This window comes from Amycolatopsis sp. NPDC021455 (assembly GCF_040640995.1).
Taxonomy (GTDB): Bacteria; Actinomycetota; Actinomycetes; order Mycobacteriales; family Pseudonocardiaceae; genus Amycolatopsis.
Genome location: NZ_JBFACT010000001.1, coordinates 109,897 through 124,373, shown reverse-complemented (window position 1 = coordinate 124,373; position 14,477 = coordinate 109,897). Strand labels below are relative to the sequence as shown.

General features: G+C 70.7%; 13 protein-coding genes. 2 read left to right on the top strand and 11 right to left on the bottom strand.

The features are described from left to right. Window positions 1-145: 145 nt before the first annotated feature. From AB0G28_RS00685 to AB0G28_RS00650, 8 genes are all read right to left on the bottom strand, one after another. The gene (locus tag AB0G28_RS00685; RefSeq protein ID WP_361081573.1) at window positions 146-1,408 is read right to left on the bottom strand and encodes a GAF domain-containing protein; all 1,263 of its coding nucleotides are present in this window, start codon (window positions 1,406-1,408) and stop codon (window positions 146-148) included. Between the two features lie 119 nt (window positions 1,409-1,527). Further along, window positions 1,528-2,625: an acetoin dehydrogenase dihydrolipoyllysine-residue acetyltransferase subunit gene (locus tag AB0G28_RS00680; RefSeq protein ID WP_361081571.1), complete on the bottom strand. Its 1,098-nt coding sequence runs from the start codon at window positions 2,623-2,625 to the stop codon at window positions 1,528-1,530. Next, complete coding sequence (locus AB0G28_RS00675) at window positions 2,622-3,635, bottom strand: alpha-ketoacid dehydrogenase subunit beta (protein WP_361081568.1); 1,014 nt, start codon at window positions 3,633-3,635, stop codon at window positions 2,622-2,624. Before AB0G28_RS00675 ends, AB0G28_RS00680 begins: the two co-directional genes overlap by 4 nt. A 14-nt stretch (window positions 3,636-3,649) precedes the next feature. Next, window positions 3,650-4,606, bottom strand: a complete 957-nt coding sequence (locus AB0G28_RS00670) for a thiamine pyrophosphate-dependent dehydrogenase E1 component subunit alpha (RefSeq protein WP_361081565.1) — start codon at window positions 4,604-4,606, stop codon at window positions 3,650-3,652. Next, window positions 4,603-5,637, bottom strand: coding sequence for an NAD(+)/NADH kinase (locus tag AB0G28_RS00665; protein ID WP_361081562.1), 1,035 nt, complete (start codon window positions 5,635-5,637; stop codon window positions 4,603-4,605). Before AB0G28_RS00665 ends, AB0G28_RS00670 begins: the two co-directional genes overlap by 4 nt. Window positions 5,638-5,965: 328 nt before the next feature. After that, window positions 5,966-6,169 carry a cold-shock protein gene (locus AB0G28_RS00660; protein ID WP_004563013.1) on the bottom strand — a complete coding sequence of 68 codons (204 nt, stop codon included), beginning with the start codon at window positions 6,167-6,169 and terminating at the stop codon, window positions 5,966-5,968. Window positions 6,170-6,375: 206 nt separating this feature from the next. Continuing rightward, window positions 6,376-6,549, bottom strand: a complete 174-nt coding sequence (locus AB0G28_RS00655; RefSeq protein ID WP_361081557.1) for a hypothetical protein — start codon at window positions 6,547-6,549, stop codon at window positions 6,376-6,378. Between the two features lie 214 nt (window positions 6,550-6,763). Then, the gene (locus tag AB0G28_RS00650; protein WP_361082333.1) at window positions 6,764-8,422 is read right to left on the bottom strand and encodes a thiamine pyrophosphate-dependent enzyme; all 1,659 of its coding nucleotides are present in this window, start codon (window positions 8,420-8,422) and stop codon (window positions 6,764-6,766) included. 135 nt (window positions 8,423-8,557) lie between these two features. On the opposite strand from AB0G28_RS00650, the gene AB0G28_RS00645 reads away from it, so the two are divergent. Then, window positions 8,558-9,838, top strand: a complete 1,281-nt coding sequence (locus AB0G28_RS00645; RefSeq protein ID WP_361081554.1) for a hydroxyacid-oxoacid transhydrogenase — start codon at window positions 8,558-8,560, stop codon at window positions 9,836-9,838. Next, window positions 9,832-10,245: a thioesterase family protein gene (locus tag AB0G28_RS00640; RefSeq protein WP_361081551.1), complete on the top strand. Its 414-nt coding sequence runs from the start codon at window positions 9,832-9,834 to the stop codon at window positions 10,243-10,245. The genes AB0G28_RS00645 and AB0G28_RS00640 overlap by 7 nt, the downstream gene beginning before the upstream one ends. A gap of 233 nt (window positions 10,246-10,478) precedes the next feature. Here AB0G28_RS00640 and AB0G28_RS00635 read toward each other — a convergent pair whose 3' ends face one another. The 3 genes from AB0G28_RS00635 to AB0G28_RS00625 form a co-directional block, all read right to left on the bottom strand. Beyond that, window positions 10,479-12,536 (bottom strand): ABC transporter ATP-binding protein, encoded by a 2,058-nt coding sequence (locus AB0G28_RS00635; protein WP_361081549.1) that lies wholly within the window; start codon window positions 12,534-12,536, stop codon window positions 10,479-10,481. After that, a complete protein-coding gene (locus AB0G28_RS00630; protein ID WP_361081546.1) occupies window positions 12,533-14,200 on the bottom strand; it encodes an ABC transporter ATP-binding protein in 1,668 nt (555 codons plus the stop codon). Before AB0G28_RS00630 ends, AB0G28_RS00635 begins: the two co-directional genes overlap by 4 nt. Before the next feature lie 127 nt (window positions 14,201-14,327). Then, window positions 14,328-14,471, bottom strand: coding sequence for a SapB/AmfS family lanthipeptide (locus tag AB0G28_RS00625; protein WP_361081543.1), 144 nt, complete (start codon window positions 14,469-14,471; stop codon window positions 14,328-14,330). Between the last annotated feature and the right edge of the window lie 6 nt (window positions 14,472-14,477).

Here is a 14,477-nt window from a genome sequence, read left to right as displayed (position 1 = left end):
GCACCGCCCGCTGTCATCAGCACGTGATCTCAGCGTGGGTGTTTCCGCGCACACCCGGCGACCGGGTCCGGGCCTCGGCCGGGTCCGTCTTCACCTGTCCGGGTGAAGGCGCCGCACATCGTCCATAGTGGACCGCTCGGCGGGATCAGCCGCGGATGGCCGGGGCGAGCGAGTGCGGGAGCACGCCTTCGGGAGTCGGCGGCCGCCGGACCACCACGTCGACGTCGTCGGCGAAGCGGTACGGCTTCGCACCGAGGATGCCGCCGAAGTGACGCCGCAAGCGGGACATCTCCGCGCGGACGGTGACCGTGCGGCCGGCGTCGCCGAACAGGTCGGCCGACAGCTCGGACGCCGACCGGCCGTCACGGTGGCTGGCCAGGACGTACAGCACCTCGGCGTGGCGCGGGCTGAGCCGGTGCGTCCAGGTCCCGGCCGCGCTGGAGACGGTCAGCTCGGGCTCGCGCGGCGACCGGACGTCGAGGACGACGCGGGTGGGTGGGGCGGCCTCGTTCCCGGTGGGCCGGATCAGCCAGCCGCCGGGCACGGGCTCGACCGCGCAGCTGCCGTACGCCGGCAGCCAGACGCGGCCCGGCGCGAGGCCGGTGGGCAGCGCGATCCGGTCGACCGGCGCGAGCCCGGCCGCCGCGGCGACCCAGCCGTGTTCGTCGGCCACCACGGCGGGCTCGCCGACTTTGGCGAGCACCGGGACGGCGAAGCCCCTCAGCCGCTCGAGTTCGGTGAGGTGGGTCGTGCGCAGCTGGGACTCCGCGAGCCGCGTCACGGCGTCGACCAGCGCCAACGTCGTCGCGTGGACGGTCGAGGCCGGCCCGGAGAGGTCGACGACGCCGAGCAGCCTGCCGTCCCGCGGGTCGTGCAGCGGCGCGGCCGCGCAGGTCCAGGAGTGCTGCGCCCGGACGTAGTGCTCGGCCGAGTAGATCTGCACCGGGGCGCGCGCGACCAGCGCCGTGCCGATCGCGTTGGTGCCGACGGACTCTTCCTGCCAGTCGACGCCTTCGACGAACCCGAGCCCGTCGGCGCGGCGGCGGACCGCGGCGCTGCCGTCACGCCAGAGGACCGCGCCGGCCGCGTCGGCGATCACCATGATGTGGGCGGCCTGCTCGGCGAGGCTGATCAGGCCGTCGCGCAGGATCGGCAGCGCCTGGGCGAGCCCGCTCGTGCGACGGCGTGTTTCCAGCTCTCCGAAGGTGAGGACGGGCGCGGCGGCCCGGCTGTCGGGGTCCATGCCGAGGCGGCGCATCCGTTGCCAGGACGCGCCGATGACGGCCCGCGGGCGGCTGGGCAGCGCTTTGCCGCTCAGCGCGGCCTCGTGCACCTGCGCGAGGACGCGGGCGTACCGCCGGGGGTCCGCTCCGGCCGGCAACGCCGCCTCGAGGTCTCGCTGCCCCAACCGCCGCTCCTTGCCCTTTCGACCTCCTCAGTCTGCCTTTTCGCTTCGGTGATCGGAAGGTGGTGGCCATCTCGCCGAAGGACTCTTCGCCGGCCGGGGAGGTGCCGGCGAAGAGCCCTTCAGCGGCCCCCGGCGGTGATCGCGGCGACCACGGCGCCGGGGGCTTCCAGGTGGACCATGTGCCCGGCGTCGTCGACGTACCGGACCTCGAGCGACACGTTCTCGGGCGGCAGCACGGCGTCCGCCCGGCCCCACACCACGTGCACCGGAACGCCTGCTTCGTCCACTTCGGACAGCAGCGGAGCTGCGTCGATGCGTTGCTTCTCGCCGTCGAGGAGGGTGTCCAGGAGCGTGGTGAGGACCTTGCCGACGCCGTCGAGGCGCTTGTACTTCAGCAGGTCGTCGGTCAGTTGGCGGGTGACCGGCTCCGGCGACGCGAACAGCGCTCCCAGGTGCGGCTTCAGCTCGCGCCGGGACGTCGCCGCCGCGAATCCGCGCAGGTAGGCGGCGTTGACCGCGGTGCCGAACCCGGCCGGGGCGACCAGCGTCAGCGCGGTGACCTTGTGCGGGGCTTTCGCGGCCGCCGCGGTGACGACCGCGCCGCCCAGCGAGTGCCCGACCAGGTGTGCCCGCTCGATGCCGCGGGCGGCGAGGAAGCCGAGGACCGCGTCGGCGAGGGTGCCGAGCGAGCCGTCGCCGACGTCCTTGGTCGATTCGCCGTGGCCGGGCAGGTCGAGCGCGTGCACGACGTTCGTCCGGGCGAGGGCTTCCTGCACGAAGAGCCAGGAGTTCTTGTCGCCGCCGTAGCCGTGGACCAGCACGACGACTTCGCCCTCGGTGCCCAGCGTGGCGTAGGCGAGCGACCTTCCGTCGACTTCGACCGTGCCGGTGACGGGTCCCTCCGGCGTCTCGACCGCGCCCGCGTCGATCTCCGCACGGGCCTGACGTGCGGCTTCGTCGAGTTCCGCGTCCTGCGTGCCTGCCGGGGCCAGCAGGGCGATCGTGCCGCCGACCGGCACCTCTTCCCCAGCCGTGGCGATGACCCGTCGCAGCACGCCGGCGGCCGGGGATTCGAGCGTGCCGTTGATCTTGTCCGTGTCGATGTCGGCGAGGTCGTCGCCGGCCTCGACCTCGTCGCCCTCGGCCACGAACCAGCCGGTGACGCGGCCGCGTTCCATCGACAGGCCCCACTTGGGCATCGTGACGCGGTGGATCATCGCCGGTACTCCACGACCGCCTTCGCCGCGTTGAGCACCTTCTGCGCGTCCGGGATGTAGAGGTCTTCGAGCGCGTCGGAGAACGGCACCGGCGTGTGCGGCGGCGTCACCATCTCGATCGGCGCCCGCAGCGAGCCGAACGCCTCCTTCGCGACGAGCGCCGAGATGTCCGTGGCGAGGTTGCACCGCGGCGACGCTTCGTCGACGACGACGAGCCGTCCGGTGTTCCCGACGCTCTCCAGGATGGTTTCGGTGTCGAGCGGGCTGGTGGTGCGCGGATCGATGATCTCGGCCTCGACACCGTTGGCGGCCAGCTCTTTCGCCGCTTCTTCGGCCATCGCGACCATGCGGCCGATGGCGACGATCGTCACGTCACCGCCGTCGCGGACGACGTTCGCCTCGCCGAACGGGATCGTGTAGCTGTCCTCCGGGACCTCGCCGCGGGTGTCGTACAACGCCTTGTGCTCGCAGAAGATCACCGGGTCGTCGTCCCGGATCGCCTCGATGAGCAGGCCTTTCGCCTCGTACGGGCTCGACGGCACGACGACCTTCAGGCCGGGGATGTGCGTGAAGACGGGGTACAGGCACTGCGAATGCTGCGCCGCGGCCCGCAGGCCGGCGCCGTACATCGTGCGGATCACCACCGGCGTCCGGGCGTTGCCGCCGAACATGTACCGGAACTTGGCCGCCTGGTTGAAGATCTGGTCGAAGCAGACACCCATGAAGTCGATGAACATCAGTTCCGCGACCGGCCGCTGCCCGCGCGTCGCGGCGCCGATCGCCGCGCCGACGAAGGCCGACTCGGAGATCGGCGTGTCCAGCACCCGGCCGGGGAACCGGTGGAAGAGGCCTTTGGTGACACCGAGGACGCCGCCCCAGGCGTCGTCCTCCCCCGGGCTGCCGGCACCGCCCGCGTTGTCCTCGCCCATGACGATGACCGACTCGTCGCGTTCCATCTCCTGCGCGAGCGCCTCGTTGATCGCCTCGCGGTAGCTGATCGTGCGTGCCATGGCATGCGCTCCTCTCAGTACGAGACGTAGACGTCGGTTTCGAGGTCTTCCCGGGTGGGTTTCGGTGCGGCTTTCGCCTCGGAGACGGCGTCCTCGATGAGCTTCGCGACTTCGGCGTCGATGTCGTCGAGGACGTGTTCGGCCAGCTCACCGCTGTCGGTGACGCGGGCGCGGAACCGCTTGAGGCAGTCGAGGTTCTCGCGGGCGTGGGCGACCTCACCGGCGCGGTAGGTCTGCTGGTCGCCTTCGAAGTGCCCGAAGTAGCGGGTGAACTTGACTTCGATGAGCGTCGGCCCGCCGCCTTCGCGGGCCCGGTCGATCGCCTCGCCCGCCGCTTCGTGCACGGCGAAGAAGTCGAACCCGTCGACGATCACGCCGGGCATGCCGAACCCGGCGGCCCGGTCGGCGATGTTGTCCGAGGCGACCGACCACGCACTCGAGGTCGCTTCGGCGTAGCCGTTGTTCTCCGCGACGAAGATCGCGGGGAGGTTCCAGACGGACGCGAGGTTCAGCGCCTCCAGCGTCGTCCCCTGGTTGCTGGCGCCGTCGCCGAAGAACGCGACGCCGACACCGCCGGTGTCCTGCCGTTTCGCGGCGAGCGCGGTGCCGCAGATGAGTGGTGGGCCGCCGCCGACGATCCCGTTCGCGCCGAGCATGCCCTTCGAGAGGTCGGCGATGTGCATCGAGCCGCCCTTGCCGTGACAGGATCCTGTCTTGCGGCCGTAGATCTCGGCCATCATGGCCTTGACGTCGACGCCCTTGGCGATGCAGTGCCCGTGGCCGCGGTGGGTGCTGGCGATGGTGTCGCGGTCGTCGAGGTGCAGGCAGACGCCGGCGGCCGAAGCCTCCTCACCGGCGTAGAGGTGCACGAAGCCCGGGATTTCGCCGGTCGCGAACTCGTCGTGCACCCGCTCTTCGAAGGCCCGGATGGTGCGCATCAGGCGATACGCCTCCCGCAGGGTGTCCGTCATCTTCGACGCTCCTTCCCTTGCTCGGTTTCCGTGCGCAACAGCCCTTTCCGCGCCGCCTCCGCCATCGCCGCGCGGACGTCGACGACCCACGGCCCGTCCGGCTTGAGCTCGACGAACGCGCTTTCGCCGGTCTTCAGTTCGAGTTCGCGCTCGCCGTCGAGCGCGATGACGCCCCCCGCCGCGGCCAGCTCGACGCGCACGCCGGGCCGGAGCACGCCCCAGCCTTTGACGCCGACGGGCCGGACGAGACCGGGCGCGATCGGCGCGTGCACGACAAACGGCGTCTCCCCGACCGGCCCGAGCTGCAGCGCGACGCCGTCCGGACTGGACCGCGGGCTGGGGCAGAGCTGGCCGGGCACGCTCGACAGGCCGATGCCGTCCGGTTCGGCGAAGGTGCAGTACAGCTCGGTGAGCGAGGACGGGTCCCACAGCGCCCGCGCCCCGATGTGCCTGCTCAGCGACACGCAGACGTCGACGAGTGCGATCTCGCGGCGTGCTTTCGTGACGACTTCGAGCACGCTGACGCGGTGTGTGACGAGGTCGGGATCGATCTGCCCGGTGGCGATCAGCCCGGCGGCGAGGCCGGCGACGGTCGCCTCCCGCATCTGCGGGAAGACGTTGTTGGTCCCGGTGGACAGGGCGAGGATCGGCACGTCTTCGCAGGCCGCGGCCGCGACGCGGGCGGTGCCGTCGCCACCGAGGACGACGATGACCCCGGCGCCCGCCTCGACCATCCGCCGGACGGCGTTGGTGGTGTCGGCGGCGGTGCCGGTGAGCGGGTCGTCCTCGCAGAAGTCGACTTCGGGCCAGGTACCGCCCCGGCCGAGGGCGCGCAGAACGGCGGCGGAGATGCCACCGAGGTCGGTGGAGACGAGGGCCCGGTCGAGCCCGGCCACGGCGAACGCGGCCAGCAGCCGCTGGACCATGTTCGCCTTTTCGGCGGTGGGGAACACCGACGCCTGCGCGACCAGCCGGCGGATGTCCCGCCCCGAAGCCGGGTTCGCGACGATCCCCGCCACTGTTTCGCCCACCTGACCTCCTTGCCCGGAGGACCAGGAGACTCCGCGGTCCGGCGCGGGCGGAAGGGTTGCAGGGCGTTGCAGTGAACGGTACCGAGGCGTCGAAGATCACACCGGCGGCGTGTCAGCCGGCAGACTGTCCAACCTGGAGGCGTCGGCGGAGAAGAACCAACCGGAGGCGAATCGCGGCAGCGGGGTACGACACGTGCTCCGCGGTGCCCGGCCGACCGGGAGGTCGACGTCCACTTCGGTCACTCCGGACAGCGCCGTGATTCCTGGCGCGGAGCTACGAAAAGGGCCGCCACCCCGAACGAGTGACGGCCCTTTCCCAAGATCAAAGTCAGATCACGGTGACCGACGTGGCCTGCGGGCCCTTCTGGCCCTGGCCGATCTCGAACTCGACGCGAGCGTTCTCCTCGAGGGTACGGAAGCCGTTACCCTGGATCTCGCTGTAGTGAACGAAGACGTCGCCGCCACCGTTGTCGGGGGTGATGAAGCCGAACCCCTTCTCGGAGTTGAACCACTTCACAGTGCCCTGAGTCATCAAAAATCTCCATGTGTAACACCAAAACAGGAAGCCACTTCGGCGACCCGGGTCAGCACCCGGACGGTTTGCTTCCTCGACGAGGAGACACTACGCCCGCTGAATTCTGCGAGCGTGACTCAACACGAACACAAAAATCGAGACCTAGAGCAGTAAAGCACACCGTGACCAGGGCGGACAAGCGGTCTTCACCCGTGAGAGGTGAGCTATTCGCCACTCGCCGGACGCAACCCGTCGGTAGCGAACGGCGAACGCCAGGCCGTGTCGCGATCCGCGGCCACGACCGCGTCGTCGTGGGCCTCCGCGCTCGCGCTGAACAGCACCGGTACGACGCCGGAGGACTTCCGCGCTGGTTCGGATGCGTGCTGGTGATCGGTCACGTCGAAACTCCCCTCGTTCCCTGCCCGCTTCGGCGCGGGTCATGACCGTGATGGTGCCATGCGGCACCGACAGAAACCGGTTGTCTCCCGCCGGGACCCGGCCGGGAAGGTTCAGCGGCGAACCACCACCGGAACACCGCCAGATTACCCGAGCCAACGCCCTGCTACCACACGACATTCCCAGCGTTTTCCGGAATGAAACCGAGCAAAACCCTTACTGGGCGGGAGGTTGCGGACGAGCCTGCCCGAGCAGGGCCGAAATCCGCACGTCCGGGGTCACGACGTCGGGGTCGGTGCGCACGTCGATGACGCACGGCCGTTGCCGCACGAGCGCACTGGCGATGATCGGCTCGAGCTCTTCGCGATCGTCCACCGTGTACCCTGCCGCGCCCAGTCCACGCGCCCACGAAGCGAAGTCGGTCAGTGGGATGGACACCCCGGACAGCCGGCCGTACGTGCGGGCCTGGTGCATGGCGAGCGCCCCGTGCACGCCGTTCTGGAACACGACCACCATCACCGGCGCCCGGTACCGGACGGCCGTTTCGATCTCCTGGCCGGTCATGAGCGTCCCGGCGTCCCCGACCATGGCGACGACGGTCCGCCGCGGCTCGGCCAGCTTCGCCGCCACGGCGGCCGGCACGGCATAGCCCATCGCGGCGTTGCTCGGGCCGAGCTGGCTGCGTGGCGCGGTGAAGCACCAGTAGCGGTGCATGAACTGCGCGAAGTTCCCGGCGTCGCTGGTCACGATGGTGTCCTCGGGCGCCAGCTTCCGCAGTGCCCGGACGACGTCGACCGGGTGCACCCGGGTGTTGCCGCTGGTGTCGGGAGGGGTCATGAAGGTGTGGACGGCCGCGTTCGCTGCCGAAGCCCGCCTCGTCCGCGGAGACGCCACCGCCCGCAGCTCCCGCAGGAACGGCTCGACCTCGGAGTCGACGCGGAAGGTCAGCCCCCGCCGTTTCGGGCTGACATCGATGCCAGTGCCGACCATGACCAGCGTCTGCTGGGCCGTCGGGTAGCGGTAGGCCTGGGTCGTCACCTCGTCGAGCTGGGTGCCGAGCGCGAGGACCAGGTCGGCGCGCTCCAGCGCGTCCAGCTGCCGCGCCGGGATGCCGAGCCCGAGGTGACCGGCGTAGCGGGCGTGGTTCTCGGGGAAGGCGTCCTGCCGCCGGAAGGCGTTGTAGACGGGCAGCGCGAGCTCGTCGGCCACCGCGATCAGCTCGTCCCGCGCGGACCGCGCCCGCCCGCCGACGATGACCACGGGGTATTTGGCCTCGTCCACCAGCTGGGCGACGGCGTCCGCCGAACGGCCCAGCGTCCCGGACGCCGGCGGCCGCACCCGCGCCATCGGCTTGGCCGCGTCGTAGGGCATGCCCCAGACGTCGCAGGGCACGCCGAGCACAACGGGTCCCGGTCGTCCTTCCTGCGACGTCGTCAGCGCGTGCGCGAGCAGCCCGGGCAGGCCGTCCGGGTCGGTCACCCGCAGTGTCGACTTGGCGATCGACTCGAACATGGCCGTGAGGTCCGACGTCGGGAGTTCCCCGGACGACGACGGCACCGGAGCGATCGCCGGCGTCTCCAGGATGACGACCATCGGCGTCTCGTCCTGGTACGCCGTCTGGACGCCGATCGCCAGGCTCGCCGCACTCGGCCCGCGGCTGGCGAGCAGCACGGCGGGACGTTCGGTGAGCTTGCCCTCCGCCTCCGCCATGAACGCCGCGCCCGCGTCGTGGCGCGCCGAGACCAGCGTGATCTCCCGCTCGCGCTGCAGGGCGTCGAGCAGTTCCAGGAAGGACTCACCGACCACCGCGTACACGCGGCGGACACGAGCCTCGGTCAGGATCCGCACGGCCGTCTGGGCGACGGTCGCTCCCAGTTGGTATCTAATGAGGAGAGCTTAGGCGGGCACCGTTCAGTGCAGTCAAGTGATCTTCACCGAAACCGGACAAGGATGGGCCGAATGCCCGTTTTGACCGACTGGTAGCCGATCAAGGGAGCGAGGACCGCAGACTTGACCGCGACCGAACATGAAACTGTTTTTACTTATGGCGCACCGGCCTTGAAGTACGGCACCGGCGCCAGCGACGAGATCGGCTACGACCTCACGCAGTACGGCGCCCACCGCGTGCTCGTCGTGACGGACCCGCAGGTGGCCGCGACCGGCTGGCCGCGCCGCATCGCCGACGGCATAGCCGGCTACGGCATCGAGACCGAGATCTTCGACGGCGTACACGTCGAGCCCACCGATGTCAGCATGCAGAAGGCGGTTGACTTCGCCCGCGGAACGGGCCCGTACGACGCCTTCGTCGCCGTCGGCGGCGGGTCGGCCATCGACACCGCCAAGGCGGCGAACCTGCTGATCAGCAACGACGGCGAGCTGATGGACTACGTCAACGCCCCCGTCGGCGGCGGCCGCGCACCGGACCGCCCGCTGAAGCCGCTGGTCGCGGTACCCACCACGACCGGCACCGGCTCCGAGAGCACCACGGTCTGCGTCCTGGACGTGCTGTCCCTGCGCGTCAAGAGCGGGATCAGCCACCTGCGGCTGCGCCCGACCCTGGCCGTCGTCGACCCGCGGCTCACCGTCAGCCAGCCGGCCGGCGTGACGGCCGCCAGTGGCATGGACATCCTGTGCCACGCCGCCGAGAGCTACACGGCCAAGCCGTACACCGAGTTCGAGCGCAAGCGCCCGGAGCAGCGCGTGCCGTACTGCGGCTCGAACCCGCTGGCCGACATGTTCGCGGAGCAGTCACTGCGGTTGCTGTCGTGGGCCCTCCCCGCCGCGGTGCGCGACGGTTCCGACCTCAAGGCCCGTGAAGCGATGGCCTTGGCCGCGACGTTCGCCGGCCTCGGGTTCGGCAACGCCGGCGTCCACATTCCGCACGCGAACGCGTACCCGATCGCCGGGCAGGTCAGGGATTTCCACCCGGACGGCTACCCGGGCGAAGAACCCATGGTGCCGCACGGCATGGCCGTTTCGCTGACCGCACCCGCGGCGTTCCGTTTCACCTTCGCCGCGGCACCGGACCGCCACCTTCGTGTCGCACGCCTGCTGGCGCCCGACTTCGAGTGGCCCGGCGACTTCGCCGACCACCTGCCCGCGGTGCTGATCGACCTGATGAGGCAGATCGGCATCCCGGACGGCATCGGCGCCGTCGGCTACACGGAGTCCGATGTGGACTCCCTTGTGGAGGGAACCCTCAAGCAGCAACGCCTGCTGGCCACCGCACCGCGCGAGGCGTCCGCGGAAGACCTGTCGGGCATCCTGCGCGAGTCGGTGTCGCTGTGGTGAACGGGTACCCGCACTGGCAGACGGTTCCGTTGCGCTGGAAGGACAACGACGTCTACGGACACGTCAACAACGTCGTCCACTACTCGCTGATGGACACCGTGATCAACACGTGGCTGATCGAGCAGGGTGGCCTCGACATCGAAGCCGGGGAGGTGATCGGGCTGTGCGTCGAATCGCATTGCGCGTATCACTCATCGGTTTCCTTTCCTGGTTCGCTCCGGGTCGGGTTGCGGGTGGCGCACCTCGGGAAGTCCAGCGTCCGCTACGAAATCGGGATGTACGCCGCCGACGAGTCCCTGGTCGCGGAAGGGCACTTCGTGCACGTCTTCGTGGACCGCGAGTCCCGCCGCCCGACACCGGTTTCCGGCAAGCTGCGCGAGGCACTGGAAGCGCTGCGGCCCGGCTGATGTGCACCACCGGCGGGTCACCTCCTTCCTGACGGTGCCGGTTCCGGGCTGCGTTCTTCCCACGCTTCCGATGATGCCCCACGGCACCGACAGAACCGGCTGATCGGTTTGAGTTGTCCACAGGCTCAGTGAAGATCGGCGAGTTATCCACAGATTTGCCACGGGGTCTTCCGCGCCCCCTCGACGGCGATAAGCTGGCAGCACATTGAAACCAGTCCACACTGGACGAGCAGTCAGCTCACCCGAGCGGCTCGCGGCACGGATGGCGACCTAGGCGTCGATCCGGTCGCGGCGGAATCCGGGCGAGCGGACGGCCCGGGCGCGGTACCGGACCCGCCGGCGGCAGGCGCCCCGGCGGCGGTCACCGAACCCGTCCCCGCAGGTGGACTCAAAGTGGTTGCGAACCCGTCTCCGGAAGGCGTCCCGCAGGCGGCAGCACCACGACCCTCGGCAGAAATCGCGGGGCCATTGCCGGAAGGCGCCCCGGCAATGGTCCCGCGACTGCCAGCAAGCGGCCGGCCCCCGGTACCGGGGGCCGGTTCGCTGCCCACACCCGAAGTCGTCGTGGCACCGGCAGCTGGTTCCCCAGCAGCCGGCGTCGCCCAGGCTTGCATGAGTTCCGCGTACCGCGCCGAGCCGGTCAGGAGGTCGGCGTGGGTGCCCACCACGGTCTCGCGGCCGTCCATGACGAGCACCCGATCCGCGCGCAGGGCCGAAGACAACCGGTGCGCGATCACCACGAGAACACCACCCCGCGCGGCGAAGGCCCGCTCCGCACGGGCTTCCGACACCGGGTCGAGATGGGAGGTCGCTTCATCGAGAACCACCAATTGCGCCGAACCGGCGTACACCCTGGCCAACGCGAGCAGCTGCGCTTCGCCCGCGGAGAGACCTCCGCCACCATGACCGACCTCGGCGTCGAGACCGCCCAGGCGCTGCAGCAACGCGCCCGCGCCCACCGCATCGACGGCGGCCGTCAGTGTGCCGTCCGAAGCGGACGGGGCGAACAGGCTCACGTTGTCCCGTACCGTTCCCGCGAAGACATACGCCTCTTGCGGGATCAACGCCACGAGCTCGTGCCGGAGCGCCGCGGGCACGTCCCGGACCGGGACGCCGCCCAGCAGTACCTGGCCCGCCTGCGGCGTGAGCATCCCAGTGAGCAAACCGGCCAAGGTCGACTTGCCGATGCCACTCGGCCCGACGACGGCGAGGTGCTCACCTGGCCGCAGCGCCAGATCCAGCCCGCGGACCACAGGTTCGGCCGACGCGCCCCAGCCGAAGGTCAGCTCGCGAACCCGGACGTCGGTGCCGAACGGAATCGCCGTTCCGTCCGCGATGTCGGGCAGCTCGGCCGTTTCCGCTAGTCGGCGGAGCGCGACCAGCAGGCGAAGAACGACGGTGCCGGCCGTGGCCGCCAGGCCACGGAGGGCCGGTTGCATGGTCGTGGCCAGGTAGACCAGCGCGCCGAGGGCCGCCCCCGCGGTCAGCTCGCCGCGGCCCACGAGCGCTGGCGCCAACGCCAGTGCGAGGAGCAACGGGACGAATCCGCCGAGCGACACGACCAGCGCACGGAGGGCACTCGAACGCGCCACGCGGATCGCGGCGTTCGCCTGGGCGTCGACCGCGTCGTCCATCGCCAGTGTGGCGATCGGCTCGGCACCACAGGCCACGATGTCGCGCATCCCGGCCAGTGAAGCACCGGCTGTCGCGGCCGTTTGCTCGTCGGCCAGCGTCAGCGCGCGCTGCCGACGGGCCAACGACGGCAGGAGGCAGGCAAAGGCGATCAGCGCGGAAATCACCGGCACGGCAACCGGCACCACGAGAGCGCCGGCGACGGTCAACAGGCCGGCAAGTGCGGAGGCCGTCGTCACCAGCATGGCGCGGGCCTGCACCAGCAAGCCGGCGGTCGCGTCGCGGACCACCTCGACGTGCTGGGTGATCCGGGCGACGCCGCTGGAATCCGGCTGGTTGCGCGGCGGGCACTCGTTGTGCAGCACACCACGGACGACCGCCGTAACCAGGGCGTCGCGCAGGGGTTCGACGACCTTGCCGAGCTGGTGCCACACCATCCGGGCACCGAACGCGCCGAGCACTGCGGCCAGGCCGAACAACGCCAGCCAGCCGAGCCCGGCTGCAGGGTCTCCCACGGCAAAACCTCGGTCCACGGACAACTCGACCAGCCGCCCGGAGAAGAAGGCGGGTACGCCTTCGAGCAGTGAACACAGGAGCAGCACGGCACCGCCACGCCATTGCCCGGCGAGCGCGGACCAGTACAAGCGGCGCAGGCTCACTCGTCGTCCTCCGTGAAGACTCCCCGGTAGTCCGGTTCTTGCCAGAGGGCCGTGTGCGGGGCGACCGCGCGGATCCGGCCGTCCTCGAGCCAGACCACCAGGTCCGCACGGGCCGCGGTGCTCACTCGGTGGGTCACGACGACGCGCGTGCGACCCGGCATGGCGTCGACCAAGGCGTGCTCGACCGCCGCCTCGGTGACCGTGTCCAGGCTGGCCGTGGCGTCGTCGAAGATCAGGACGCGCGGGTTGCGCGCGATCGCCCGGGCGAGGCCGAGCCGCTGGGCTTCTCCGCCTGAAAGCGGCGTCTCGGTCAACGCCGTGCGGTAGCCCTCGGGCAGCCGGACGATGACTTCGTCGACCTGAGCGGTCTGGCATGCCCTCCGGACAGCGGATTCGCCGGCCCATGAGCCGTAGCCGACTGCTTCGGCTACCGTCGCACCGAGCAGGGCGGGGCGTTCGAAGGCGTAGCCGAAGACCGTGCGCAGTTCTTCAGGACGGATCTGGTCGAGCGGACGCCCGTCGAGGAGAACCTGGCCCTCGTCGGGCGCGATCAGGCCGCCCAGTACGCCGGCCAGTGCGGACTTTCCGGCGCCGGACCGACCGATGACCGCGACGAACGCACCGCTGTCGATGCGCAGGTCGATCTCCGCCAGCGCGCCGGTGATGCCGACGTTGCGGAGCTCGACTGTGCCGTCGCCCGGCAGGAGCGGGAGCTTGCCGGGCACGGGTTCGGGCGTGTTGAGCACCTCGGCGAGCCGTTCGGCGCAGCCACGCGCCCGGGACAACATCGTGAGCAGCGGAATCTGGGTGACCAGGCCGAGGCCGAGCGCGACGTAGCCGAGGGTGGCGACGACATCGCCGACGCTCAGCCGTCCCTCGAGGACGCCGAAGCCGGCCGCGGCCAGCACCGACAGCTCGACCGCCGGCGTCAGCAGGCCCGCGCGCCAGACCATCCGGGCTTGGGTGCGCCACAAGCCGTGGCCGGCGAGCGTCAGCTTTGGCAGCGGGCGCAGGACTCGCTCGGCTTCGCGTTCGGCCGTGCCGGATGCGGCGATCGTGCGGAGGCCGGCGACCGCGTCGACCATCCTGGCCGCGATTTCGCCCGAAACCCGCTGGTAGGTGAGGACGTCGTCGGCGGTGCGGCGGAGGTGGCTGCGGGCCAGCAGCAAGGCGAACGGGATGCTGCCCAGGAACACCAGCGCCAGCCGCCAGTCCAGCAGAGCGAGCAGGGCGACGGCCCCGGATGAGATCACCAGCGTCGAGCCGCACTGGATGATGATCGTGACGATGCCGCCGGCTCCGGTGCAGTCGCCGGTGAGGCGGCTGATCGCGTCGCCTTCGGCGAAACGCGAGTGAGTACCCAGCGCCAGGAGCTTGCCGAAAACCGTGCGACGTAACCAGGCGGATGCCTTCGCGGTCACGCGGGTGGTCAGGATCCCGCCCACGACGTCGGCGGCGATCTCGGCGCCGCCGACGAGCAGCAGCCAGGAGACTTCGCGTCCGCTCGGTCGGCTCGCGACCACGGCGTCCACCGCGGCCGCGAGCGCGCCGGGAAGGAGCAGGCCGGCCGCGGTGGCGACCAGTGCGGCCGTCACGACGGCGGCCAGCCGGAGGCGATCCAAGCCGGCCACCCTGCCCAGCAGCCGATCGGCGGGCCCGCGCATCTCACTCCTTCGGACGAGGTACCGCCGAGGCGGTGCCGGAGCCAAAATGAAGGTGCGGGAGCGGCGCACTTGGCCTGTGCCGCTCCCGCACCACTCCCCTCGGACTACTTGCCGACGATCCGGGAGATCAGAAGCAGGTCAACAGGCTGAGGGTGCTGTGGGCGCAGCCGGCGAGCAGGCTCAGGTTCGACGCGCCGCAGCCGCCACCGCCGTGGCCGCCGTCGAGCACCTCGGGGGTCTCCATCGCCTGCAGCTCCAGAACGAGTTCCATCGGTGT